General features: G+C 66.2%; 18 protein-coding genes and 3 pseudogenes. 8 read left to right on the forward strand and 13 right to left on the reverse strand.

Translation table 11 applies throughout. The annotated features are described in order from the left end of the window. Positions 1-34 precede the first annotated feature (34 nt). Entirely contained in the window at positions 35-748 is a 714-nt protein-coding gene (locus DDA93_RS07010) for a queuosine precursor transporter (protein ID WP_024475947.1), read from the forward strand. Positions 749-945: 197 nt separating this feature from the next. On the opposite strand, the gene DDA93_RS16740 is transcribed toward DDA93_RS07010, so the two are convergent. From DDA93_RS16740 to DDA93_RS07040, 6 genes and pseudogenes are all read right to left on the reverse strand, one after another. Further along, positions 946-1,536, reverse strand: coding sequence for a hypothetical protein (locus DDA93_RS16740; protein WP_237742083.1), 591 nt, complete (start codon positions 1,534-1,536; stop codon positions 946-948). Positions 1,537-2,064: 528 nt separating this feature from the next. Next, a pseudogene (gene tgt / locus DDA93_RS07020) lies at positions 2,065-3,308 on the reverse strand (tRNA guanosine(34) transglycosylase Tgt). A gap of 19 nt (positions 3,309-3,327) precedes the next feature. Continuing rightward, positions 3,328-4,143, reverse strand: coding sequence for a hypothetical protein (locus DDA93_RS07025; protein WP_019482308.1), 816 nt, complete (start codon positions 4,141-4,143; stop codon positions 3,328-3,330). A 40-nt stretch (positions 4,144-4,183) separates the two neighbouring features. Next, positions 4,184-5,035 carry a DUF6707 family protein gene (locus tag DDA93_RS07030; protein ID WP_024475949.1) on the reverse strand — a complete coding sequence of 284 codons (852 nt, stop codon included), beginning with the start codon at positions 5,033-5,035 and terminating at the stop codon, positions 4,184-4,186. Positions 5,036-5,038: 3 nt separating this feature from the next. Beyond that, the gene (locus DDA93_RS07035; protein ID WP_019482310.1) at positions 5,039-5,578 is read right to left on the reverse strand and encodes an NUDIX hydrolase family protein; all 540 of its coding nucleotides are present in this window, start codon (positions 5,576-5,578) and stop codon (positions 5,039-5,041) included. Between the two features lie 155 nt (positions 5,579-5,733). Beyond that, positions 5,734-6,390: a hypothetical protein gene (locus DDA93_RS07040; RefSeq protein WP_024475950.1), complete on the reverse strand. Its 657-nt coding sequence runs from the start codon at positions 6,388-6,390 to the stop codon at positions 5,734-5,736. A gap of 65 nt (positions 6,391-6,455) precedes the next feature. Here DDA93_RS07040 and DDA93_RS07045 point away from each other — a divergent pair, with 65 nt between their 5' ends. From DDA93_RS07045 to DDA93_RS07060, 4 genes are all read left to right on the forward strand, one after another. Then, positions 6,456-7,046, forward strand: coding sequence for a YdeI/OmpD-associated family protein (locus tag DDA93_RS07045; protein ID WP_024475951.1), 591 nt, complete (start codon positions 6,456-6,458; stop codon positions 7,044-7,046). A 112-nt stretch (positions 7,047-7,158) separates the two neighbouring features. After that, positions 7,159-8,214, forward strand: coding sequence for an iron ABC transporter substrate-binding protein (locus DDA93_RS07050; RefSeq protein WP_024475952.1), 1,056 nt, complete (start codon positions 7,159-7,161; stop codon positions 8,212-8,214). A 26-nt stretch (positions 8,215-8,240) separates the two neighbouring features. Beyond that, on the forward strand, positions 8,241-9,833 hold the full coding sequence (locus tag DDA93_RS07055; protein WP_207771318.1) for an iron ABC transporter permease: 1,593 nt from the start codon (positions 8,241-8,243) through the stop codon (positions 9,831-9,833). A gap of 59 nt (positions 9,834-9,892) precedes the next feature. Next, positions 9,893-11,212 carry an ABC transporter ATP-binding protein gene (locus tag DDA93_RS07060; RefSeq protein WP_347693197.1) on the forward strand — a complete coding sequence of 440 codons (1,320 nt, stop codon included), beginning with the start codon at positions 9,893-9,895 and terminating at the stop codon, positions 11,210-11,212. Here the strand turns inward: DDA93_RS07060 and DDA93_RS07065 are convergent. Further along, positions 11,157-12,011: pseudogene (locus tag DDA93_RS07065) on the reverse strand (glycoside hydrolase family 76 protein); the annotation flags it as partial. The gene DDA93_RS07060 and the pseudogene DDA93_RS07065 sit on opposite strands and share 56 nt — an antisense overlap. A gap of 169 nt (positions 12,012-12,180) precedes the next feature. Between DDA93_RS07065 and DDA93_RS07070 the strand changes: the two are divergent. The 3 genes and pseudogenes from DDA93_RS07070 to DDA93_RS07080 form a co-directional block, all read left to right on the forward strand. Further along, a pseudogene (locus tag DDA93_RS07070) lies at positions 12,181-12,945 on the forward strand (3-hydroxyacyl-CoA dehydrogenase); the annotation flags it as partial. A gap of 43 nt (positions 12,946-12,988) precedes the next feature. Next, positions 12,989-14,152, forward strand: a complete 1,164-nt coding sequence (locus DDA93_RS07075) for an acyl-CoA dehydrogenase family protein (protein WP_116778373.1) — start codon at positions 12,989-12,991, stop codon at positions 14,150-14,152. Positions 14,153-14,487: 335 nt separating this feature from the next. Next, on the forward strand, positions 14,488-14,793 hold the full coding sequence (locus DDA93_RS07080) for a hypothetical protein (RefSeq protein WP_083850855.1): 306 nt from the start codon (positions 14,488-14,490) through the stop codon (positions 14,791-14,793). Here the strand turns inward: DDA93_RS07080 and DDA93_RS07085 are convergent. From DDA93_RS07085 to DDA93_RS07110, 6 genes are read right to left on the reverse strand one after another with little or no spacing between them, the layout of a single operon-like run. After that, positions 14,735-15,925, reverse strand: coding sequence for a hypothetical protein (locus DDA93_RS07085; RefSeq protein ID WP_024476785.1), 1,191 nt, complete (start codon positions 15,923-15,925; stop codon positions 14,735-14,737). The two genes, DDA93_RS07080 and DDA93_RS07085, sit on opposite strands and share 59 nt — an antisense overlap. Continuing rightward, the gene (locus DDA93_RS07090; protein ID WP_019482321.1) at positions 15,876-16,523 is read right to left on the reverse strand and encodes a VTT domain-containing protein; all 648 of its coding nucleotides are present in this window, start codon (positions 16,521-16,523) and stop codon (positions 15,876-15,878) included. The genes DDA93_RS07085 and DDA93_RS07090 overlap by 50 nt, the downstream gene beginning before the upstream one ends. A gap of 52 nt (positions 16,524-16,575) precedes the next feature. Further along, a complete protein-coding gene (locus DDA93_RS07095; protein ID WP_024476784.1) occupies positions 16,576-17,484 on the reverse strand; it encodes an RluA family pseudouridine synthase in 909 nt (302 codons plus the stop codon). A gap of 19 nt (positions 17,485-17,503) precedes the next feature. Then, on the reverse strand, positions 17,504-19,447 hold the full coding sequence (locus DDA93_RS07100; protein ID WP_024476783.1) for a DUF6541 family protein: 1,944 nt from the start codon (positions 19,445-19,447) through the stop codon (positions 17,504-17,506). Between the two features lie 28 nt (positions 19,448-19,475). Further along, positions 19,476-20,282, reverse strand: coding sequence for a DNA-formamidopyrimidine glycosylase family protein (locus tag DDA93_RS07105; protein ID WP_019482324.1), 807 nt, complete (start codon positions 20,280-20,282; stop codon positions 19,476-19,478). Then, complete coding sequence (locus tag DDA93_RS07110; RefSeq protein WP_116778391.1) at positions 20,275-25,113, reverse strand: ATP-dependent helicase; 4,839 nt, start codon at positions 25,111-25,113, stop codon at positions 20,275-20,277. The genes DDA93_RS07105 and DDA93_RS07110 overlap by 8 nt, the downstream gene beginning before the upstream one ends. Positions 25,114-25,185: the final 72 nt, after the last annotated feature.

Here is a 25,185-nt window from a genome sequence, read left to right on the forward strand (position 1 = left end):
CCAATCGTGTCCGCGAACCACTTCGATGAATGAGATGACGTTGACTCAACTGCAGGAAAAAACCCGCGCCAAATTCGCCTCCTCGGGCAGTACCTACTTCGCGATCATGCTGGCGACCCTCGCCGTCGTCGTGCTGCTGTCCAATATCGGGGCCTCCAAGGGTGTGCTGATCGGTCCGATTATTGGTGACTTCAGCATCATCACCGACGGCGGATTCTTCCTTTTCCCGCTGGCCTACATCCTCGGCGACGTCATCAGCGAGGTGTACGGTTTCAAAGCCGCCCGGCTGGCGATCATCGTGACCTTTGTATTGTCGGCGTTCGCCTCGCTCTGCTACCTGGTCATCATCGCCCTGCCCGGGTTCGACGACGACTTCGGCACCTCGAAGCAGGCTGCCCTGGAAGGAGCGCTCGGACCGGTTCCCTTAATTGTGCTTGCCTCCCTCCTGGCCTTCGCCGTCGGTCAGACCCTCAACGCCTGGGTCCTGGTCAAAATGAAGGGGCGCTTCGGCGAGCGCGGTCTAGTGGGCCGGCTGCTCGGCTCGACAGTGGTCGGCGAGTTCGCTGACACCCTGATTTTTTGTGCCATTGCTGCGTCGGTTATTGGTATCACCACCTTCAGCGGGTTCCTCAATTACCTGCTCTTCGGCTTTCTGTACAAAACCCTGATCGAGGTGCTGTTCGTGCCGGTCACGACGCTGGTCATCAAGGCCATCAAAAAGCGCGAACCGAGTTACGCCGCGTCCTAACGGTCCCGGTCTCACGCTCACCCGGAAAAGTGCCGGAGCCGCAGACGAGTGGTGGGGCGGCCACCCGTCTGCAGGTCACGCACTTTTCCGGTGCAATGAGCTCGCGCGGTGCAGAGCCACCAGGATGCGTGCCTTAAGCTCTGCCTCACGGAAGAGGTCCGCCCATTCGATGCGGATGAACTGCCAGCCGTCCTCCATCAAGGCCTTTTCCCGCGGCGCTCCTCGAACAGCACCTCCTGCGTCGGGGAGAAGTCGAAATACTTGATCCTGCCGTCGAACTCAAGGGCCAACAGAAGCTCCCGCCAGGCAAAGTCGAGCCGGTGATCGCCGTGCCTGGTCCGGACAGAGACCTGTTCCTCCGGCATCGGCAGCCCCATCCGGCGGAGAAAATGTCTGGTCAAGGTCTCGCCCGGGGACTCTGCCAAAGCGCTGGCTCTGGCGGTGATCGCCCGAGCGTTGGCGATGCCCTTGTGGCCGGAGAGCTGCAAGGCGATGTCCTGCATCAGGGACTGGTTTCCGCCGAGTTGCAGTGCGTGATCGGCGATGATGAGCGACTGGCGGTAGGAAAGTATTCGGGCACAGTCCACCACGGTGCGCTCCAGGGCTGTGATTCGCAGGCCCTTCCCGGAGGAAACGTCCTGGGGTGACAGTGACGAGTAATGGGCCCGGACGTCCGGACCATGCCCGTGTGGGCTGGTCGGAAACCCCTGGGTGAGGTGGACCAGGTCATCAACCTTCCACAGGTGTAGGCCATGGATGCGGGCAGCCGAGGTATGGCTGTACACCATCCCCCTCCGTGTTGTGGGCAGCAGCGCGTGATGATGAGCGTAGATGCGTTGCAGGGCCCGGGTCTCAAGCGACTGTTGCTGCCAGAGCTGGCCGGAAAGGTAACAGCCGCGTCGCAACCGGACCAGATCTCCGCCTGGACGAACCGGGCAATCTGCCGATCGCTGACGTTTCGCTCGGCGAGTTCCTCAGTGGTCCACGGACTCGTGGAGGCCTTTAGCCAGGGCGGGCACTCGATGTTCATGCAGCCAGCATGCGCCGATCCAAACTCGATGGGGTGGGTCGACGCCGTTATGTGGACAACTCGGCGCGGTTGATGGCTGTGGAGGAGGAGTCGGGCCGCGGGGGACGCAGGCGTGACGCCCTGCCGCACCCGGAAAAGTGGCGCACGTGCAGGGTCGCTGCTGGGCAACCACTAACGTGCGGGTCAGCCACTTTTGTGGGCCGCGGGCGCGGGGCAGCCACTCTTTTGCGCGGGAAGATGCGCGGGAAGATGCGCGGGAGGATGCGCGGGCGGGGCCGGGGAGGGGCTAGGCGTAGTAGCGGCCAAGCACCTCAGCCTTGAAGTCGAAGAAGGTGCCGTCGCCGATTGCGTCGCGGGCGCGTCGACCAGTTTCACAATGAACCGCTCATTGTGGATGGAGATGAGGGTGGCCGAGACCATTTCCTTCGCCTTGTACAGGTGGTGGATGTAGGCCCGGGTGTAGTTGGTGCAGGTGTAGCAGTCGCAGCCGTCCACCAGCGGTGTGAAGTCCTTCCTGAACCGGGCGTTGGACAGATTCCACCGCCCATCGGGGGTGTAGAAGGCTGAGTTGCGGGCTACCCGGGTGGGGGAGACGCAGTCGAAGGTGTCGGCGCCGTTCTCGATGCCGGTGAACAGATCGTCTGGTTCCGAGATCCCCAACAAGTGCCGGGGCTTGTTCTCCGGCAGCTCATCAGCGCACCAGCCCAGAATGGTCCCAAGGTTCTCTTTTTCCAGCGCCCCGCCGATCCCGAACCCGTCGAAGCCCATGCCGCCAAGGTCCCGGGAAGCCTTGCGTCGAAGATCCTCGTACTGGGCGCCCTGAATGACGCCGAACAGCGCCTGGTAGGGCTTTCCCGCCCGTTCCTCGGTCAGCCGGTCATGTTCGGCGATGCAGCGCTCCGCCCATAACCGGGTGCGCTCCAGCGACTCTTCCTGGTACGTGCGGGAGTTCATCAGCGTGGTGAGTTCGTCGAACGCGAACATGATGTCGGCGCCGAGCTGATGCTGGACCTGCATCGAAATCTCCGGGGTGAAACGGTGCCGGTCTCCGTTGAGGTGCGATTTGAACCACACGCCGTCGTCGTCAATGTGGGCGAGCCGCTCCTTGCCGGCGGCCACCCGGTGGTCGGAGCCGCCCCCCTCGGCGTCGGCGACGTTCATGGTGATGACCTTCTTGAATCCGGATCCCAGGCTCATCACCTGGAAGCCGCCCGAATCGGTGAAGGTTGGCCCATCCCAGTTCATGAAGCGGCCCAGCCCGCCAGCCGCGTCGAGGATCTCAGGACCGGGCTGCAAATACAGGTGGTAGGCGTTCGCGAGGAGTGCCTGCGCCCCCAACTCCTGCATCGACTCGGGAAGCACTGCCTTGACCGAGGCTTTGGTGCCGACGGCGATGAAGGCCGGGGTGCGGATTTCGCCGTGAGGGGTGCTGATGGTCCCGGTGCGCCCGTGCAACGGTTTACCTGTCGGGTCGCTCAACCGCTCGTTGACGGTGAAGGTGAAAGTGGATTGCTGGGTATCGGTTGGCACCAACCCATTTTGCCAGCAATTACGTGGACGGCTTTCCGGTCCGCCCCAGGGCTGAAGTGACGAGCGGGTCAGCATCGGGGTAGTGGTCACGGCGCACCGCTTCCCATCCGTCCCATACGCTATGCAGCGCCTTGGCGCCGAGCGCGTAGGTCGAGGCGATGACCAGCGACGACGGCTCGTCGCGGACCCCTTCAGTCACAGGCTGTTCGGCGAGGATGAGCAGTCCGTCGCCGTGCTCGGCGTACTGGGCCACAGTCAGCCCCAGCTGGTGTTCGGTGCGGAACCACACCCGGCCGGTGATCTCCTGCCCACCCGGCAGGGTGAGGGAATAGGGGTCACCGGGTTCGCCCACCGATCCGGCTCCCAGCCGGTCAGCGATGGCTTGTCCGTCGGAGGGGGTGCCCGCGAAAAACGCTGTGTGCCGGTCGGTGTTGGGATGCCGCTCCAGCGCGAACCGCAGTTGCTGGAGAAACGAGATCCATCCCTCGGTGATGTCCGCATACCAGTCGGCCATCTCCGACTCCGGTTCGGGTAACCCACGTTCCACCGTGACGACCGTTCCATCCGGGCCCGGCTCCAACAGGAACGTGTCTCCGTCCTCGAGGGTCAGGGAACGGTGGTCCTGGCCTTCAGTTACCCCCGGCGAGAAGAAGATGAGGCGGATCTCCTCAGCCAGCCCGTCGTAGTCCCAGCCGTGCCACTGGGCGACCTTGGCTGGCTCGCGGAGCATCACCCAGACCTGGCGGGCGTCGGCGTTAATGTGGACGCTGAGAGGATTTACCCCATCTTTCCCGACAGCGCTGCTGGTGCCGGAGGGGGCCGATGAGTGATTCATGGCGACACTCTACTCCCGCAGCAGGTTTCACTCCAGAGCCCTACAGGGCGCGGATCGCCACCAATTCGTTGTGGATCCGCCGGGTCAGTTCATCAGCGGTCAGCGTCTCGGATCCGCCGTGGGATCGCAGGTACAACAGAGACGACAGCCGCACCACGCGCCAAGCCCTTTCGACGGCGGCATCCCCCGCGGCTGCTGCGCGGCTGATCTCCGGGTCGTAAAGGTTGGGAGCGTTCAGTTGGCGCTGCCGGACCGCAGCAGCGAGCTTGGCTTTCAAAGGGTCCGTCTCGGCGTCGTCGGCGGTACGGAGAGACGCCGAATAGGCCTCCGAGCGGGCGACGTCGCCGTCGTCGTAGGCGAGGTAGGAGGCCAGCGCCAACGCTCCCTCAATCCACTTCCACCGCCCGAAATTACCGTCGAAGGGTAGCGGGGTCAACAGGTCGCAGACCCGGAGCGCGTTTGCGGCGTCGGCGAAGTCAACCAGAAGGCTCACCGCGAGATCGTGCACATCCTGCAGGTTGCTTCCCGACTTGAAGTTCACGCCCTTGGTGAGCCGGTCAGCAAGACCCTGCAACTGGGCGCTTTCGGGATGCACCGACACGGCGTGGGCGATGACAGCCTCTGGGGTCCCATCCTGGGCGGGGATGGCACCTACCACCGGTGCGCCGTCGTCGACGGTGATCTGGACCTGCGACCCGGCCGCGATCCGCAGGGTGTCGCCGGACTCCAGGGTTGCGACGACGACGGCGGGAGTCCCGAAATCGTCCGTCTCAATGTCGGTTTCCACCACCTCTGCGGGGTCCGCGCCCGCCGGTCCAATGATGTGGTGACCGGCGGTGACAGCTTCGGCGCCAACCCGTCGGACACGCGTGGGTTTCCGGTTGCCGGTCACTGGTTAGCGTCCCCAGCCGGCGTAGGCCAACGCCTGACGGAGCAGTCCGCCGCGCCCGCCGGAGAACTCTGCCTGAACACCATCGCTTAATGCCTCATCGGGGGTCATCCAGGAAAGCTCCAGCGCATCCTGGCGCGGCTGGCATTCACCGGTGACAGGAATCAGGTAGGCGAGGGCGACGGCGTGCTGGCGGTCATCGGTCATGCCGGTTTCCGACGGTGAAGGGAAATACTCCGCGACGGTGAAGGGCGTCGGGCAGGGCGGCAACTGCGGCAGGGCGAACGGCCCCAGATCCTTCTCCAGATGCCGCACCAGCGCGGCGCGGATAGTTTCCCGATACATCACCCGACCAGAGACGAACGTCCTGACCATTTCACCCTGATCGTTGGCCTGCAACAGCAAACCCACCTCAGTGACATAACCGAGCGAGTCGCACCGCACCGGGATGGCCTCCACATAGACCATGGGGAGGCGGCGGCGGGCTTCGTAGAGGTCATCCTCTGAAAGCCACCCGGGATTGGGGTCTGGGGTGCGAACGTTCATACCTTGTTTTATCGCAGACAAGCCGTCGACGGCGGGCGGCGCGCTGCACTTCGGCCATTGGCTGAATTGCCAGACCGCAGCACACCCCTGATGCGGTGACCGCCGGGCGGGGGCGGCCGGGCAGCGATCGCCGGGGGTGGCCGCCCGCCGTCAGCTCAGCCTTCCGGCCGCTCACTGATGGTGAATGACCGGTGCGCTGAGACAGGCACGGTCAGGATGCGGTTCCTGCCCGTCCCTGACATTTCGGCGGAGAAGCCGGCGTGCTGCACCCGGAGCCGGAGGTCCGCGACGTCGCCCGCATAGTCAAAACCCACCTGGAAGTACTGGTGTCCGCCGGTCCGTACGACCACCCGCCCGCCGTTCTTGGCGGTGAAATCCGTTGCTTCGGCCGCCGGGCCGTGGGGGCGTGCCCCAATGTCTCTGAGCATCCTGGCTGCCCTCTGCGGGTCGGGGGTCGACCAGATGCAGACAACGGTCAAGGCGTGATCCACGTCGGGGTCCAGGAGCCGATCGCCCTGATCGACGGGGATGGTTTGTCCCGGCGCCTCGACCCGGACAGCCGTCATGCCAGCCGCATCCCTGATCACTTCCGCTGCTGTTCCGCTCTCGGCGGTGCGGCGGGCAAACTCTTCGAGAACTCCCGCCTCGAAGCCCAATAGCGTCAGTTCGGCGGTGCCCGGCTGGAGCGCGATCCGGCCACCGCCCGCGTCGAAGAAAGCAGTCCCCTGCTGCTGGACCATTCCCAGGGCCGGAAGCAGGTCTCCCAGCAGCTGGGGGTCGGTGGTGATCAGGGTGGGGCGAACGCGCAGCATGTGGGGCCTCAACGGATTCTGGGGGTCGGGAAGCTCAGCCGAGCATGAAGGTTTACAGTAACCCCATGAAGGCTGAACTGCCCGAACTGTTGGTTCCCGATGCGTCGGCGTGGAAGGAATGGCTTGGCGCCAATCACTCCGTCTCCCCGGGAGTCTGGCTGATCCTGCACAAGAAGGGCGGCTCCGTCACCGGGCTGACCTACGCCGCGGCGTTGGATGAGGCACTGTGCGTGGGCTGGATCGATGGCCAGGCCCGACGACGGGACGAGGGGAGTAGCTTCCAGCGGTTTACCCCGCGCGGCCCGCGCAGCATCTGGTCGGTACGCAACATTGGCTTCATTGAACGCCTCACGGCTGAAGGCCGAATGATGCCGGCAGGGCAGGCCGCCGTCGACGCCGCGAAAGCCGATGGTCGATGGGAGCGGGCCTACGCTGGGCCGGCCACTGCTGAGGTTCCGGACGACCTAGCCGCGGCCATTGCCGCCGAACCGGAAGCACAGGCCATGTTCGATGTCCTGACCTCACAAAACAGGTACGCCCTGATCTTCCGTCTGACCCAGCTGAAAACCGAGGCCGCCAGGGAACGGAACATCGCCAAGTTCGTGGCAATGCTCGCTCGACACGAGACTTTGTATCCACAGCGGAAGCTACCCTGAGCCGTCACAAAACTAATTAGGGCACACTTCTGTGACTAATTCGAAAAATTCCCGTGTAAGGTAATCCTTACCAACACTTCAACACTGGAACATCTTCGGAGACATCACACTCATGACCAACAGATTTGCTGCCCTAGCCGCTGGCGCCACCATCCTCGCCCTCGTGGGCTGTGGGGCGACGACCGAATCAGGCTCCGATCAAACGGATCCAGCACCAGCCGCCGAGTTGGAGAGCGACAATGCGTTCACCCTCTACTCCGGCCGCGACGAAGCACTGGTCCAGCCACTGATCGACATGTTCGAAGAATCCACGGGCGTTGAGGTGGACGTGCGTTACGGGAACACCGCTGAACTCGGTGCACTCCTCCTGGAAGAAGGCGAGCAGACGCCGGCCCAGGTCTTCCTTTCCCAGGATGCGGGGGCGCTCGGCGCTCTCAGCAGCGCCGGGTTGTTCAGTACCCTCCCGGAGGACCTCGCGGCCACCGTTCCCGACGGATTCACCTCCACGGATGACAGCTGGGTGGGTGTCACGGGCCGGGCCCGCGTCATCGTGTACGACGGCGAGGAGCTGACGGCTGAGGAAGTCCCAGTCTCCGTGGATGACCTGACCGAACCCGAATGGTCCGGTCGGGTGGGGGTAGCCCCATCGAACGCCAGCTTCCAGGCCTTCGTCACGGCCTACCGGGTGCTGAACGGTGAAGAGGCAGCCGATGAATGGGTATCGGCGCTCGCGGCCAACGACCCACAGATCTTCGAGAACAACGGGGCTGTCCTGACCGCTGTGAACGAGGGAGTTGTCGAAACCGGTTTGATCAACCACTACTACTGGTTCCGCCAGGCAGCCGAGGCCGGCGAGGAAAACATGCGCGCCCAGCTGTCCTACCCCGAAGCCGGAGACCCAGGCTCCATCGTGAACGTCACCGGTGCGGGCATCCTGTCCAACGCCGCGCAGGACGCCGACGCCCTCAAGTTCGTCGAATTCCTGGTCTCGGCTGAAGCGCAGCAGTACTTCGTCGATGAAACGTTCGAGTACCCGCTCGCGGACGGTATTGACGCACCCGAGGGATTGCCAGCGTTGGATTCGCTGGTCAACCCGGACCTGGACCTCTCGGATCTGGAATCCCTGGAACAGACCCAGGAACTGCTCAGCAAGCATGGGCTGATCTGATCTAGGTAGGAGCCGGTGACCCTCGAATGACCCTCGTCCGAACTGGACGCGCCAGCAGCACGCCGGCGCGTTCAGTTCGTGCGCCCGGCACCGGCCGTGCCCCCTGGGTCAAGCCTCCCGCCTGGCTGCTGCTTCTGGCCATGCTGGCTGCCACCACGGCAGCGATCCCGTTGGTCTACCTCGTCGCACGCACCACCGACGCCGGGTTCACCGAACTCGTCGACACGCTCCTGCGGGCCAGGGTCCTGCAGCTTGCGCTGAACTCGGTCCTGCTGGCGGCATCGGTGACCATCGCATGCCTGGTGTTGGGTACCGCATCGGCGTGGGTGTTGACCCGGGTCAGAATCCCCGCACCCCGCGCCATGCTCCTGATCTCAGCTTTGCCGCTCGCCGTCCCCTCCTACCTCGCTGCCTACGGCTGGCTGGTCTGGTTGCCGACCCTCGACGGATTCTTTGCGAGTTGGCTGATCATGACGGCCGTCTGCACGCCCTATGTCACCTTGCCGGTTGCCGCAGCGCTCCGAGGCGCCTCGGGCGATCTCGAGGCGGTGGCCCGCACGTTGGGCCGCGGTCCCTGGGGAGCGTTCAAAGCCGCGACCTGGCCGAGGGTCAGGCCTGCGGCCGCCGCGGGCGCCCTCCTCGTTGCCCTGTACACACTCTCGGACTTCGGGCTGGTGTCCATGTTGCGGTACCAGACCCTCACCTGGGGCATCAATTCGGCCTACGGCGCAAGCTTCGACCGCAACCAGGCGGCGCTGCTCGCGCTCATGCTCGTTGTCCTGGCGCTGACGGTGGTGGCGGGGGAGAAACGGTTCCGTGGCCGGGTCAGCCAGGGGGCAGGCCGCGGCAGGGTGCCGCTGGTCGCGCCCCGGCGCTGGCTCGCCGGGGCGCTGGCCCTGGTACTGGCCGCCCCAGTGGTCGCCGTCGTCGTGCCCGTCGGAGGACTCACCAGCCGCCTGCTGGACGCTGCGACGTTACGCGAGATGGACGTCAGCCGCCTGATTGAGGCGATTGGGGCCACGCTGGGACTCGCCGCAGCCGGGGCCGTCGCAGCAGTGTTGTTGGCCCTCCCCATCGCGGTCCTGGCCGCACGCTATCGTGGGCGCCTGATCGCGGCAGTCGAGGCGGTCGGGTTCCTGGGGCACGCGCTCCCCGGCATTGTGGTGGGTCTGTCGCTGGTGTTTTTCGCGCTTGGGGCGGTCCCAATCCTGTACCAAACCGTAGTGGTGCTGATCTTCGGGTACGCCGTCCTGTTCATGCCGAAGGCTATCGGCACCATGCGCAACGGGATAGCCGCGGTGCCGGAAAACCTGGTTGACGTGTCCCGAATGCTGGGGTTGTCCCCGCTGCAGACCTGGTGGCGGGTGACCGCGCGGCTGGCGCTGCCCGGTATCGGAGTTAGCGCGCTGCTGGTAGCCATCTCGGTCATGAAAGAATTGCCTGCGACGCTGCTGTTGCGCCCCACCGGCACCGCCACCCTCGCGACAGAACTGTGGTCCAGGACCACAGTGTTCGAGTATGGGGCTGCCGCACCCTACGCGGCCACCCTGGTGCTGCTCGCCGCCGTCCCGGCGGTGGTGCTTTCTGGATTCCGGGGCGTAGCGAAGGAGGACTTGTGAGCTGGGTAGTCATTGATGGGCTGAGCGTTGCCTACGGGGGCACGACGGTGCTCGACGGCGTGCACCTGGAGATCCCGAGGGGATCGCTCACCGCTGTCCTGGGCCCGAGCGGTTGTGGCAAAACCACCCTGCTGCGAGCCATCGCCGGATTGCTCCCGGCGGCGGGTGGAACCATCCGGGTGGGCGAGAATCTCCTCTCTTCTCCTACGGTCCAACGGGCACCCGAGAAGCGGGGTGTCGGCTGGGTCCCGCAGGACGCCTCACTCTTCCCTCACCTGACGGTCGGCGAGAACATCGGTTTCGGGCTGAAGCGGAGCGCTGGCAGGTCCGGGCGGATCGCGGACCTCGCCGCGATGGTGGGCCTCGGCGAACTGATCGACCGGGCACCATCCCAGCTTTCCGGCGGCCAGGCGCAACGGGTGGCACTCGCCCGGTCCCTCGCACCACGGCCCGATCTGGTGCTCCTCGATGAGCCGTTCGCTGCCCTGGACCCCCAACTCCGGTCAACCCTTCGCCGGGAGGTCGCGGACCTGTTGCGAGGCCAAAGCAACACCAGCCTGCTCGTCACCCACGACCAGGAGGAGGCGTTGTCCCTGGCCGACTATGTTGCGGTGATGCGGGAGGGCCGGATCCTCCAGTGGGGCACGCCCCACGAAGTGTATGAGCGCCCGATCAGCCGCTGGGTGGCAGCCTTCGTCGGGGACACCGTGGAAATGGATGGTTTGTGGGCCGGCGGCCGGGTGCAGTGTGCTCTGGGGCTGGTGGAGGCCGAGATGGCCGACGGCAGCGAACCGGTAGACGGTTCACCGGTGTGCGTCATGCTCCGCCCGGAATGGTTGGATGTGACGGCTGGCGGGACGGATGCGACAGTCACCGCAGTGTCCTACGCGGGCCACGATGCCCTGGTCGGTCTTGAGTTGCCGTCCGGCTTCACCGTGCGCGCACGGGTCGCCGCCCCCGATCTGCCGCGCCGCGGGGACCGGGTGACGGTGGGTATCAGGCACCGGGCGCTGGCCTATCCGGTCGTTTCGGCCTCGGTGCCGCGCCCGCGGTCACCCGGTAGGCGGCTTCCAGAATCATCCACGCCTGCAGCTGCGTCGACAGCTCGGAGCCCCGGGTGCCAGCGTCGGCCCCGGTTCCTGCCGGGAATTCCAGCACACCCGCCGCCGCAGGAGAACGACGGCGGCCGGTGCCGCCGCGGGCCGTCGTCCCCTGCGCCGTCTTCCGCTTCGGCGCTGGCGTCCCGTCAGGTACAGTCCGTCCGGTCCACAGCGTCTCGGCCGTCGTCGTCACCAGTGCTCCGGCGGTGCGCCGTGTCGCGGACGGCAGGGCGGGGGTCGCAGCAGCGACAGCCAGGTAGCGGGCCAGAATTCCGGTGAACAATCCGCCGTCGCCCCCACCATGCGTCCACAGCACGCCGTCGTGCGTCAGCTGCTTGTCGACGGCGAGGATCAGGTCTTCAGCACTGGACAGGTTATCCGGCCCACCGAGTTCCAGGAGGGCACCAAGCACGGGCCCCTGGTTATAGGTGTAGATGGTTGGTATCAGCCTCTCGCGTCCGCCAGCGATCCGGATACCATCCTGGAACAACCCGGTGCGGGGATCCTGCAGGCGACCCTGCAGCCAGTCGACCAGCTCCTGGGCCCGGACCGTATCGCCTCGCCGGGCGAACAACAGGGCGGCGGGTCCCGTGGCCGGGGTGTTCTTGAAGTCACGGTCGGTGTTCCAGTACAGCCCGCCGTCGAGCTCGGGGGTGTGCGCAGACCGAAGCGCCCGCATCAGAGGCGAGCCGGGATGTCCACCGCCGCGCCCCAGCTGACGGAACCGATCGGCGGCGAGCGCAAGCCACGCCATATCGTCGTAATAAGAGTTGGTCCAGCGCAGTCCGTTGCGTAAGTAGATGCTCCGGAGCAGCCGGCGTGCCGTGACAGCCTGCTTTTCGGCGGCACACTCATCGGATTCGCGCAGGGCCGCATCCACCAGTGCGTCAAGGTAATGAGCCTGCCACCAATAGTGCCAGGGGGACAGGCCCCGCCCGGGAGGAAAACGCACGGCGCCGAGGTGGGTGCCCGGCAGACCCCACAGCCGATGACCGAACCTGGACCCCACGGATTCAGCTGCGGCCCGAGCCCGCAACCCGGCTGTACGGACCGGGTGTTCCTCCCGCGAATTGAGCATAAAACCACCCTAGCCGGACAGCGCGGTACCTGTATTGAGCAATCTGCCAATTCCCGGCCACCCCGGATGCAGTATGGGCTACGTCACAGTAATGTTTAGTGGGCATCAGGTTCCATCCCAGCACCAAATGGCGGCAAATCGCCCAATGGCACCAACTCGAGGAGACTTCATGGACATCAACCACACTGTGGCCCTGATCACCGGAGGAGCCTCCGGCCTGGGACAGGCCACTGCCAGGCAACTGCACGGCGAAGGCGCCACCGTGGTGCTGGTGGACCTGCCCCAGTCGGCCGGCGCCGAGTTCGCTGCCGCGCTGGGCGACCGGGCCGTGTTTGCCCCGGCAGACGTCACCGATCCAGCACAGGTCCAGGCTGCGGTCGATACTGCTGTTGCGCTCGGCCCGCTTCGCACAGTGGTCAACTGCGCGGGGATCGCCACCCCCGGGAAGGTCCTCGGACGTGACGGGGTACTTCCCCTGGAGCAGTTCACCAAGGTCATCAACATCAACCTGATCGGCACCTTCAACGTGATCCGGTTGTCCGCGGAGGCGATGGCAGCAACCGATCCCGTGACGCCGGAGGACGGCTCGGCTGAACGCGGGGTCATTGTGAACACCGCGTCAGTCGCAGCGTTCGACGGTCAGATCGGCCAGCCAGCCTATGCCGCCTCCAAGGGTGCCGTCGCCGCGATGACCCTGCCCATCGCGCGTGAACTGGCCCGGTCGCTGATCCGGGTGGTCACCATTGCGCCCGGGATTTTCGAGACCCCAATGATGTCGGGGCTGCCCCAGGAGGCGCAGGATTCCCTCGGCGCCCAGGTCCCTCACCCGTCCCGGCTCGGCAAGCCCGCCGAGTACGCAGCCCTCGTCTCCCACATCGTGCAGAATCAGATGCTCAACGGCGAAACGATTCGCCTCGACGGTGCCATCCGGATGCGCCGAAATAGCTGCCCAGCGCAGCCCAGAAAGGAACAGCTCAATGGAGAGCACCCTCCCCTCCGCCGATTTTATGGGCTTCGAATCCCTCCTCAGCCCCACCGAAAGCGCCAAACTCGACGACGTCCGTGACTTTCTTGCTAAAGAGGTCGCTCCGTCGGCGGAGGAGTGGTGGAACCGGGCCGAGTTTCCCATCGAGGTGCTGCCCAAACTCGCCGCACTGAACCTGAGCACGCCCGTCCAACAGGGGTACAGCTACCTCTTCGGCGGCATGGTCATCGCTGAAATGACCCGCGCGGACACGTCCCTGGCCACGTTCTTCATGGTGCACCACGACCTGTTTGTCGAAGCATTGCACGAGTTCGGGTCCGAAGATCAGAAGGCCCGTCTCCTCCAGGACGCGATGGATCTGAAGATTACCGGCGCGTTTGCGCTCACCGAGCCGCTGCACGGGTCGGACGTGGCGGGAGGCCTGTCCACGACGGCCACGCGCGACGGCGACACCTGGGTCCTCAACGGAGCCAAACGCTGGATCGGGAACGGGACGTTCTGCGACTACATGCTGCTCTGGGCCAAAGACACCGCCGACGGAAGCATCAGGGGCTTCATCCTGGACGCAACACTACCGGGGATAACCCGCACCCGGATCGAGAACAAGATCGCATTGCGTACCGTCCAAAACGCCGACATCGTGCTCGACAATGTGCGGGTCCCCGAAGCGGACCGGTTCGCCGGTATCAGTACCTTCGCCGATACCCGTCGGCTGCTGCGCGGCTCCCGGATCCTCGTCGGCTGGCAGGCGGTGGGCCAGCAGCTGGCCGCGTTCGACGTCGCCCGCCAATACGCGGTGGAGCGCCACCAGTTCGGTCGCCCCATCGGCGGTTTCCAATTGGTGCAGGACCAACTGGTGCGGATGCTCGGCAACACCACGGCCAGCCTGGGGATGATGGCGAGGGTGGCCCAGCTGCAGGAGGACGGCGGAGGGGACATGCCGCAGGCAGCGCTGGCCAAGGCCTACACCACCGCACGAATGCGGGAAACTGTCGCACTGGGACGCGGGATCCTCGGCGGCAACGGCATCACCACCGACTTCCGGATGGGCAAAATCTTCGCCGACGCCGAGGCAATCTACACCTATGAGGGTTCCTATGAAATCAACACCCTCATTGTCGGTCGGGCGATCACAGGGCTTTCGGCGATCAACTAGAAGACTGAACTTGTCCCATCTGGTACCTGAATCACATCGGGCAGTCACTGTGGGTCGCCACCCTGCTTAGGTGGATCGTCAACGACAAAATGAAATCCCTGAGCCACCCGATCCGAGGCTCGAACTAGGGACTTGATCCGGAAGTCGTGCTCGTGCCCAAAGCAGGGGTGCGGTTCGCCGTCGATCATCAGAAGCTTGTCACTATCGTCGAACGCGCCGCCGGCTGGGAAAGCAGCGCTTGTTCCCGACGCGTCGGGGATCGGCTCCGCCGAAGACCTGGTGACCGCCCCACACGAGGACCGCGACTAGAGGGCCAGCGGTGGCAGACTGGGGGGATGCCCTCGTTCCGTGCCCAACTCGACATCATGGGATTGCTCCCCGGCCATCCACCGGAGGCGGTGATGGATTCCGCTACGGCCGCTCTGGGGGCGGCCCACCTGGTGGAAGCAAAGCAGCTGGACGTGGTGGCCGGAGTACCGCGGATCACACTCCGGTTCCTGGTCGAGGAAACCGACTACGAGACCGGGGCGCGGCAGGCAATCAGCGCTGCAGTGAACATGCGCCACGCAGTGGAGCGGGTGGCTACAGTGGGGATCCTGCGGGTTCTCCGTCGTCGTAGAAATCGATGGGAGCGACTGTAGCCATCTGTCGTGCGCGCAATTCACGACGGTAGGCATGGTCCACCCGGTGCCGCCGCGATCCGGCAGAGATGATCAGGAAGAAGACACCCAGCCCGGCTGCGAAGGCCACGGGGGTTGATTGCAGGTCGCCGAACAACCGCTCGGGCACTATCAGTGTCACTCCCCAGACCACAGCCATAGCGACGGCGATCCGGCCACGATCCGTCATGCATACGGCCATCGCCGCCAGAATGAGCAGGATGACTCCGATCAGGGCCCAACGCTGGGCACCCCACCCCAGCCAGTCGACTTCCAGGACCGTCAGCACCGCTCCGGTGTGGACCACTGCGGTGACCCCAGCCCAGCCGAGGAACAGCCCGAGCGGGACGTCCACGAGGGCAGCCTCAGTCCTGGTCTGCGCCGGGTAGCGGTTGAGCCACCGCAGGGCACCCAGCAGAAGAACCACCAGCAGCCAGATCAGCACCAGGCTCGCCGTCGCGTTGGCCTGCTGGAGGGTGAGCGCCCATGCAAGTGTGACGAGCAGCGAAGCCACGACCAGCCAGCCAAGCAGCCGGTGCCGGGGACTACGCCGTTGGGACGGCAGCCACTGGTGCGCGGTGTAGCCGAGCAACCCGGCCCCGATCACCAGCCACAAATAGGGTGCAGGGAAGGCGGGTGAGACCAGCGTCGCCGCGGGATCGAATGTCCCCAATGAAGCCTCCCGGATATCCGGTCCGCCGAGGGCCCCTGCGGCATTGGCGGTGCCCAGAGTCGATCCAATCACCACGATTGTGACTGCGATCCGCCTGACCAGGTCCGGGTCCCACGACCTGACACTCTGAATAACGGTGCTGCTGCCCCGCGCTGCTCGGCGAGCAGCAGCACGGGACGCGCTCCGTCGTTCCCCCGCGGGCGGCCGGGGGCCGGCATCGGGTGCAGGGGCAGCGATCGAGCCCGGGGGGTGCTCCGCCGTCGGCCCGCTGGCTAATCCGATTTTGGGGCGGCCAGCCCGCAGGCGCTCCAACGCGGGAGACACCTGACCGTGTCCGGTTTCGTCCGAGGAGGAGTGCGGCTCCCGGGAATCCTGCGCCGCGGCTGGCGAACTAGTCGGTTTGTTCGGCAGTCGGGGAACGGGCGGGGTCGGGGTGCTCATTAGTGGTTTTAACCTTCCGGCGTTGCTTGAGCGCGAGGAATGCGGCAATGACAAGTCCCACCAGCGTACCTACACCCATTCCCAGGAGGGCACTGACCCACAACGGGAAGCCTGTGGTGACGTCCGTGATATACCCGAGCATCACCAGCCAGGAGGCCCAAAGGATGCCCCCGACGGCGGCGCACACGAGGAAGGGGCGGATCGGAAGATTAGCGATGCCTGCCGCCGCGACGCCCGCAGAACGGCCAGCAGGAAGGAACCGGAGGGCAATGAGCCCGGCGTAAGTCGGTGACTTCCCGGCCTTTTCCACGGCGCCCCGGATGCTCCGATGGATGCTGCGCCCCCACTTGAACTTGTCCAACCATGAGGTCAGGCGGTTGCGGAACAGCAGGTACAGGATGATATCGCCCAGCCAGCTGCCCAGGGTGGCCGTCAACAGGGCGACGGGCAGCAGCAGGGCACCTTCGGACGCCATGGTGCCCGACGCGATTACCAAAAATTCGGAGGGCACAGCTGGAATGAACACGTCGATCACCACGATGACGAAGGTCAGAGGATGGAACAGCGGTGACCATGCTCCGAGATCGGTGAGGTCCACCGTCCCAATCTACAGGGGTCCTGCGGGGTGCGGTCTAGAGCAGGGAACCGCGTTAGGCGAAGTTCTGGAGCTGTAGCTCGCTGTCGAACCGCCGGGGGGTGCCGCTGAGCGGGTCATTGAACCCGATACTCTTGGCCAGCAACTGGAGCGGCCTGGTGTAATCGTCGGGTGCCTGAGGGTGCAGTACCGGGTAGAACGGGTCGTTGATGATCCCGAGCCCCAGCCCCGCCATGTGCAGTCTAAGCTGGTGGGTTTTGCCGGTATGCGGGGTGAGCCGGTAACGTCCGCACCCGTCCCGTTCTTCGACCAGGCTGACCAGGGTTTCAGTGTTGGGTTCACCGGCCACCTCCTGCGCCAGCAGATAGGTGCGGCTCTTGACGATCCGGCTGCGCACCACCCGCGGATGGTCCATCAGGTCCAGGGCCGGGTCCACCGGCGCGGCGGCCTCGTACTCCTTGGAGATCAGCCGGTTCTCGAACAGCAGCTGGTAGTTCCCCCGAGTCGCCGGATTGGTGGAAAACAACAGAATTCCCGCCGTCAGCCGGTCCAAACGGTGCATGGGGATCAGATCGGGGAGGTCCAGCTGAACGCGCAACCGCACCAGCGCCGACTCGGCCACGTACCGGCCGCCCGGAGTGGTGGGAAGGAAATGGGGTTTGTCCACCACCAGCAGGTTGTCGTCCTGGTGCAGGATGTTCACCTCCACGGGCAGGCGTTCCTCAACCGGCAACTCGCGGTAGTACCAGACGAAGGTGTGCTCGGCGAGCGGGGTGGTCCGGGTCAGCCGCTCCCCGTTCAGTGCGACCACCTCACCGCGGTCGAAGCGGGCGGCGATGCCCTCGGGATCCACATGGTCCCACCGGTCCAGAATGTAGTCGAGTGCGGTACCCCACGGGCCCTCAGTGGGCAGGCGCAACCGGGTGGCGTTGACACCGTTGCGGACAGGAAGCGGGGATTGCATCACCTATCAAGGGTACGCGCTAGGGGCAGCCCACTATCTTGTACAGGGCTGCATCACCTTCCCGGTCTACCAGCTCGAAGCCAGCGCTGGGGGAGAGGTCCCTGAGGCCGGAGAACACCGGTGCGTCCCCGCCATGGACCGAGTCGGTTCCGAAGTCCAGGACAAAGGTTGTGTTGGTGCTGCGTACAGCCGCGCAGACCTCAGGGTTTTCCCGCATGGTGTCCAGCTCGTCAAAGATGAGCCTGGCCTCGGCTGTAGCCGGGCTGGTCCCGAAGGGCAGGAGGGATCTCCGGCCAGCGAACGCATAGTTGAGAGCCGCCCCGGTCAGCGGCTGGCCCGCAATCACCGCGTCGGCGGGGACGTGCTCGGGTAGGCGCTGCAGCAACGCCAACTCATCCGAGGTCAGCAACCGGGACTCTTCGGTATACCGGTAGTGGTAGGCGGCCTCGCTGACCGCCCGCTGCACCGCAAACAGCGGCGCCACCGCCAACCCAATGACCACCAGCACGGTGGTCACCAACGGCACAAACCAGACGGGCTCCGGGGCACTGCGGGTCGAGCGGACCCGCCGCGCCGTCTGCATCAGGGAACCGGCCAGCGCGACGCCTCCGATGCTGGCCACCAGCATCCCCGCCGGGGCGAGCATCGCACTGATCCGGAAGTAGTCGTTGTACCAGACCCCCGCGACGATCCACCGGAGGGTGGGTGCTTCCTGCCAGCTGCCGACGACGAATAGCGTGCCGGCCACCAGATACATGACGATCACCCACCGATGGCTGCGCAGATACAGCACGACGGCGGCTCCCACGGCGGTGAGGATCGCGGCCAGGAGAGCTATCGGTCGGCCAAGCGGTCCGTGGAACACCACTTCCGAAATGGCTCCACCGGCATCGCCCATCTGGTCCCAGTTGGTGGACCGGGCGGGGCGCACCGTCATCCACAGGACCGCAGAGAGCACCACGAACGTGACCGTGCCCGCGGCCACCGCCAGTCGTCGTCGGCCGCGTTCGGACCGGAACCGGGCGTACGCCACCGCGAGGATGGCTGGCGCGGCCAGCGCCAGGAGGCTCAGAAGGGACGAGGGGTGGGCCAGGAGCAGGCCGGGTAGCAGGCCCAGCAACAGCAGGAGGCTCCCGAACCATCTGAGGGGCACCTCGGTGCCCGCCCCCACGAGCTGGATCACTACCCCCAGTGCTGCCGGGAGAATCGCGATGGACAGCATGAAGGGGTAGACCACCCCGAACTCCAGCAGCAGATAGGGGAAGGAACTGTAGGCGGTGGATAGCACGGCGGCGACCAGCAGGGGCATGGTTCGCTCCCCGGTGAGGCGGCTGACCAGGAAAAGGCAGCCCAGACTCCAGATCCCGGTGATCAGCACCAGATTGGCCACGTTGATGGCAGCGGTTAGTGGAATGCCAGCGGTCGCCATGACCAGTGACACCATCGCATGCCAGCCGGCCGGATAGAACGTGCCTTCCCGGCTTCCCAGATAGCCCAGGGTCAGCGATGACGAGTTGCCGGTTTCGGAGATGTAGCGCAGGGCGTTGAGATGGAAAATGTTGTCGTGGGATTGGGCGATGTTCTCCGGCACGCCGAACATCCAGAACATCCACGCCGCCACCGGCACCGCAGCGACCGCCCACGCGATGAGGACCGGCGCCCAACGGGCCAGCGGTTCAGCATTCGCGACGTCGCCGTGGATCAGTTGCCCGAAGCTGCGGCGCAGCAGCCACAACGCGGCGCCAACCGTGACGGTGACGGCCAGCACCGGTGCCAGCGACCAATCAACACCAGCGAGGGCGGCGACCTCGGCGGACACTACCACCGCCGTGATACTGAACGGTCCGGCCAGGGCCAGCAGAGTCAACCGGCGCAACCCCAGCGCCGCACCCCAGGCCAGCCCGGGCCCGAAGACCACGAGGATGGCGACCGCAAACGCCGGCAGGGTTTCCGCCCAACTCATAGGTCCCCTCGGGTTGTGGTGGATGACGTCATTGGGCGGCGGTCGGACTGGCTGGCTGACAATACGGACAGTAGTACAAATCCCGCAATTCCAGGGCGTTGTCCCCGAGCTGTTCCAGGGTCACCCTGGTGCCGCACCGCAGGCAGCCGCGGTGTTCCCGGCCATAGACCCACAGCGTGTCGCCCCTCAGATTGCCGGTGGTGGCTCGAGTGGACCGTGCCTTGTTTGCTTCCAGCAGCTTCTTCGCCAGTGCCACCATCCGCGGCAGGTCCCTGACCCCGGCGACCGGGGTCAGAGGGTGCACCCCGGCGAGGAAGCACAGCTCACATCGATACACGTTTCCGATGCCCGCAAGGTTCCGTTGATCCAGCAGGGCCAGCCCAATCGGCCGGTCGGGCTGCGACAGCAGACGACGCAGCACCTCGTCGGGGTCCCAGCCCGGCCCCAGCAGGTCAGGGCCCAGATAGCCCACAGCTTCATCCTCACCGGACCGGGGGAGGACCTTCAGTAACCCCAGTTCGAATCCGACGGCGGCGGACTCGGGCGTTTCGAGAATGCAGCGTGCTTTGAATGCCGGACGGCGCCATTTGGCGCCCTTCGGGTAGATATGCCACAGGCCTTCCATCTTCAGGTGCGAGTGGATGGTCCAGCCGTCGTCGCCCCCCACCCGGATCAGCAGGTGCTTTCCACGCGCCACCACGTTCTGCACCGTCTCGCCCGTGAAGTCGACGGTCGCGAAGCGGGGGACCCGGATGTCGCAGCGCGTCAGCGTGCGGCCGGCCAGGGCCGCATTCAGTTCCCGGGCGGCGCGCCAGACGGTATCTCCCTCAGGCACGGATCCTCAGCCCTCTCGGGGTGGAGTAGAACCCTGCGGCGGTCAGGGCGCGGCCCACCTCCGAGTCCAGGACCGGCTCGCCGTTGACCTTTTCGATTGCCATTTTCTCGGCTGCCCCACGCCGGATGATCGCTACCAACGCGGCCGCGGCGGCGTGCAGGGCCGCCGAATCGTCGGTGAACGCCAGGACAGTCTTGCCGCCCCGCTCCACATAGAGGGCGAGCCGCCCGTCCTGCAGGATCACCAGCGCTCCGGCCTTCCGGCCAGGGCGGTGCCCGCCGTCGGAGGCGGGCCACGCCAGTGCCGCACCATAGGGGTTCGCCGGGTCGGTCGCGGCGAGGGCAATCGAGGACCGCACGACGGTGGGGTCCTCACCCGGGCGGCGTTCCTGCTGGGCGTCGGCTCCGAACGAGCGCAACCGGTCCACTGTCGCGGGGACGGCGAACTGGGCGGCGCCGAGGTGTTCGATGAAGTATCCGCGCCGGCACCTGCCCATTTCCTCAAGCCGGGCCAGGACTTTGTACTGCAGTCCGAACCCGCCGGGGGTACCTTCGCTGCCCACCGACCCGCGGGTGACCACTCCGTACCGGTCGAGCAGCAGTTCGGCTGTGGCATGGGCGTGGACGGTGGTTTCGGTCTCGACCTGCGGCAGCACCGTCCAGCGACCGGCCGCCATGGGAGGGGTGCTGCGCTGGTAGCCGCGGACGCCGTCGTCGTTACCCTTGACCCGCATTGACGACCCGGTCAGGGACGCACCGGGCGCCCGGCCGAGCCGTCCGACCCGCGATGACCGGGCGCGCGGCGGGGCGGCGCGCTGCTTGTGGGCGGTTTTGCCGCCGGCCAGCAGACTCCGCACGGGGGTGAAGGTGTCGTTACTGATCCGGCCGCCCCACACCAGCTCCCAGAGCGCGGTGACCACCTCGGAATCGTTCCGTGGCGCCTCGGAGTCGAGCGACTCGACCAACTGCCTGAAGAAGTAGGCGCCACCCCGGTCCAGGAGCTCCAGGAGGTTCAGTTGCAGGGCGGATGGTTCGAACACCGGGTCGGGTCTGAGGGTGAGTGGTGCGTTCTCGGCCAGGTGCAGGGCAATCCACCCGTCGTTGCCGGGCAGCGACCCGGCCCCGGACCAGACCACCTCCCCGGTGGCGGTCAGCTCGTCGAGCATCGCCGGCGTGTAGTTGGCGACCCGTGAGGCGAGGATGAGCGGCTCCCACGCCGACGCCGGAATGGGAACCCCCGAGAGTTGGTCGACCACGGTGGCCACCCCGTCCAACCCGCGGAGGGAGGAACCGACGTGCTGCCAGGCGGGAAGGAACCTGCCGTAGGCTGCGGGGTCCACCGGTTCCACTTCCTGCCGCAGCGCGGCCAGGGACCGACGGCGGAGCCGACGCAGCACCTCGACGTCGCACCATTCGCTGGGAGCCGCAGCGTGGGAGGACGCGGGGGTGTTCTCGGGGAGTGAGGCAACCGGGCGGAACTCACCTTCGACCACCCGGCCGTCTGCGGCGAGGCGCTGCAGGGCAGTCAACACCACGGCGACCCCCAGGCCCAGGCGCTGCGCCGTTTCGGCGGCGGTGAACGGTCCATGGGTGCGGGCGTAGCGCCCCACGAGGTCTCCCAGCGGATCCGCCACCGGTTCGATGAAGGCCAGCGGGATGCCCATCGGCAGTGGGACCCCCAGCGCGTCGCGCAGGCGGGCAGCATCCTCGACAGCCGACCAGCGTTCCTCGCCGGCGATGAAGACCTGCAGCGCCCGGTTGGCCTGACCGAGTTGCAGGAGCAGCGACCCCACCTGTTCGACAGCTGGGGTAGCGGCGGACTCCTCAGGAGGCTGGAACCGGTCAGCTACCTCCTGCGTGGTGAGCGGGCCGAGGAGCCGCAGGAGGTCGGCGACGCCTTCGAGACCACGCACGGTCCGGTCCGGTGCGAGGCGCTGCAGTTCGCTTTCAGTGGTGGCAATGACCTGCGGGTCCAGCAGTTCACGCAGTTCCGCGCGACCGAGCAGCTCGTTGAGGAGAGTGGGATCCAATGACAGGGCGGCGGCGCGGCGCTCGGCGAGCGGGGAATCGCCCTCGTAGAGGAAGGACGCTACGTAACCAAACAGCATGGATCGGGCGAACGGAGACGGCTGGGAGGTGGTCGTTTCGACTATGCGCAGTTCCCGGCGCTCGATGCTGGCAGCGATGTCCTTCAGCGCGGGCAGGTCATAGACGTCCTGCAGGCACTCGCGGACCGTCTCCAGGACGATCGGGAACGTGGGGTACTTCCGCGCAACGTCGAGCAGCTGCGCCGAACGTTGCCGCTGCTGCCAGAGTGGGGAGCGTTTCCCGGGGTTTTGCCGGGGCAGCAGGAGGGCGCGGGCAGCACACTCGCGGAACCGTGAGGCGAACAGGGCCGAACCGCCCACCTCGGTGGTGACGATGCCATCAAGTTCCTCCGCGTCGAAGAGGAACAACTCAGCACCCGGCGGCTCATCATCCATCAAGGGCACCCGCAGCACGATCCCGTCGTCGGAGGCCATCGCCGAGCCGTCCATGCCGTAACGCTGCTCGAGGCGCGCCCCGACGGCGAGCGCCCAGGGGGCGTGCACCGGCATGCCGAAGGGGCTATGCAGGATCACCCGCCAGTCGCCGAGTTCGTCGTGGAACCGTTCAACCACCAGGGTGCGGTCGTTCGGGACAATCTCGGTGGCCGCACGCTGTTCGGCGAGGTAGGTCAGGAGGTTTCCCGACGCCCAGTCATCGAGACCGATCGCCTTGCACCGCGCCTGCGCGTCCTCGGGGGAGGCAACAGAGGTTTCGCGGACAAATCCGCCGATCGCGCGGCCAAGTTCCACCGGTCGGCCCAGGGAATCGCCCTTCCAGAACGGCAACCGGCCCGGCTGCCCGAACGCGGGGGAGACCAGCACCCGGTCGTGGGTGATGTCCTCGATCCGCCAGCTGGTGGCGCCGAGCGCAAACACGTCACCCACCCGCGACTCGTAGACCATTTCCTCGTCGAGTTCCCCGACCCGACGGCCGCCCTGTTTCCCCCCGGTGCCGGGTTCGGCTGAACCGACCAGGAAAACGCCGAAGAGCCCCCGGTCGGGGATGGTGCCACCAGACGTGACCGCTAGCCGCTGGGCGCCGGGCCTCCCGGTGATGGTGCCTTCCACCCGGTCCCAGATGATCCGGGGCCGCAGCTCAGCGAACTCGTCGGAGGGGTAGCGCCCCGCCAACAGGTCGAGGGTGGCATCAAACGCAGATCGGGGGAGGGTGGCGAAGGGGGCGGAGCGGCGGACGACGTCGAACCACTCCTCCACATCGATGGTGCCCAGGGCTGCCGCTGCCACCGTTTGCTGCGCCAGGATGTCCAGCGGGTTGGCGGGGATGTACAGCGGCTCGATTTTCCCGGCGAGCATCCGCTCCACGGTAACGGCGGTGTTTACCAGGTCTCCCCGGTGTTTGGGGAAGAGCACACCCTGCGAGACTTCGCCCACCTGGTGCCCGGCACGGCCCACCCGCTGCAGTCCGCTCGCCACCGAGAAGGGTGACTCCACCTGGACCACCAGGTCCACTGCACCCATATCGATTCCCAGTTCAAGCGAGGACGTCGCCACCACGCAACGCAGCCGCCCGGATTTAAGGTCATCCTCGATCAGCGCCCGCTGGTCTTTCGATACCGACCCGTGGTGTGCGCGGGCCAGGAGGGGCTCTGAGCCGTCAGTCTGGCCGGCCTGGCCCATCAGCTGGGCCGGTGGTGACTGGGTCGCCTGGTCCGCCGGAGCCTTCTCGGCGCGCTGGCCGGTCCCGGTGCCTGCCTTCGGCGCTGAGTCCTCAGCCGGTGCTGCCCGCAGTGCCGCCGCTTCCAGCCGTTCGGCGTGGATCTCGTTGAGGCGGGCGGTGAGGCGTTCGGCGAGCCTGCGGGAGTTGGCAAACACGATCGTGGAGCGGTTGGCCTGGATCAGGTCAACGATCTTCTCCTCGACGTGCGGCCAGATGCTGCCCTGCGGGACAGCTTCGGCGCCGTACGCGTCGTCGTCGTCGTTCCGCGTCGGCGGCCCGCCGAGCTCGGTCATATCCTCCACCGGCACAGTGACGGTCAGGTCCCACTGTTTTTTCGACGGCGGCGCGACGATCTCAACTGGAGCGTTGCCGCCCAGGAACCGGGCGACGGTCTCCTGCGGTTCTACTGTTGCTGAGAGCCCGATCCGCTGCACGGGTTTCTCCAGCAGGGCATCCAGCCGGGCGAGGGACACCGCGAGGTGCGCTCCCCGTTTGGAACCGGCCACCGCGTGGACCTCGTCGACGATGACCGTATCGACGTCGGTGAGGGTCTCCCGCGCCTTGGACGTCAGCATGAGGAACAAGGATTCGGGGGTAGTGATGAGGATGTCGGGTGGCCGGGTCAGCAGGGCGCGGCGATCCGCCTGGGAGGTGTCACCGGATCGCACTCCCACAGTGATTGACGGCGCTGGAAGACCCAGCCGTTTGGCAGTCTGGGTGATACCGATCATGGGGGCACGCAGGTTACGTTCGACGTCGACGCCGAGCGCCTTCAACGGCGAGATGTACAAGACCCTGGTGCCGCGCTTCTTCGCGGGTACTCCCTTGGTGGCCGGTGCCTCCTCGGCCGCGCCGGCGGCGATGAACTTGTCCAGCGCCCACAGGAACGCTGCCAGGGTTTTCCCGGAACCCGTCGGCGCAATGACCAGGGCGTTCGAGCCCGCCGAAATGGCGTTCCAGGCCCCCTCCTGCGCGGAGGTGGGCGCGGCAAAGGCTCCGGCAAACCACTGATGGGTTGCGGGAGTGAACTTATCCAACACCGATGTCACCGATTCATCATCTCTCAGGCGACTGACATTTTGCGACGCAGCGGGCCGAGGCTCCCGCACCGCGGCCAAATGGAGGGTAGCTTTCAAGGT

The sequence above is a fragment of the Arthrobacter sp. Bz4 genome (assembly GCF_003075455.1).
Taxonomy (GTDB): domain Bacteria; phylum Actinomycetota; class Actinomycetes; order Actinomycetales; family Micrococcaceae; genus Arthrobacter_D.